Source organism: Blastococcus goldschmidtiae, from assembly GCF_031845325.1.
Taxonomy (GTDB): domain Bacteria; phylum Actinomycetota; class Actinomycetes; order Mycobacteriales; family Geodermatophilaceae; genus Blastococcus; species Blastococcus goldschmidtiae.
Window position 1 is genome coordinate 1 of the sequence record NZ_JAVREI010000047.1, and the last position, 453, is coordinate 453.

Annotated in this window: 1 protein-coding gene; it reads left to right on the plus strand. The window is 54.7% G+C overall.

Annotation, left to right across the window (positions count from 1 at the left end; translation table 11 throughout):
• On the plus strand, window positions 1–453 hold a 453-nt coding region (locus RM425_RS21520; RefSeq protein WP_311347273.1), incomplete at both ends, for a transporter substrate-binding domain-containing protein.

Below are 453 nucleotides of genomic sequence, written 5' to 3' on the forward strand. Positions count from 1 at the left end.
GGGAATGATGTTGAAAAAATTCGTACTCGGCGGCATTGCCGCATTGGTTTTGGCGGCCTGCGGCGGTTCGGAAGGCGGCAGCGGAGCATCTTCCGCGCCTGCACAATCGGCAATTTCCGGTTCTTTAATCGAGCGCATCAACAATAAAGGCACGGTTACCGTCGGCACGGAAGGCACTTACGCACCGTTTACCTACCACGACAAAGACGGCAAACTGACCGGTTACGACGTGGAAGTAACCCGCGCCGTGGCGGAAAAACTGGGCGTAAAAGTCGAGTTTAAAGAAACGCAATGGGATTCGATGATGGCGGGTTTGAAAGCCGGACGTTTCGACGTGGTGGCAAACCAAGTCGGCCTGACCAGCCCCGAACGCCAGGCGACATTTGACAAATCCGAACCTTACAGCTGGAGCGGTGCGGTTTTGGTTGCGCGTAACGACAGCAACATTAAATC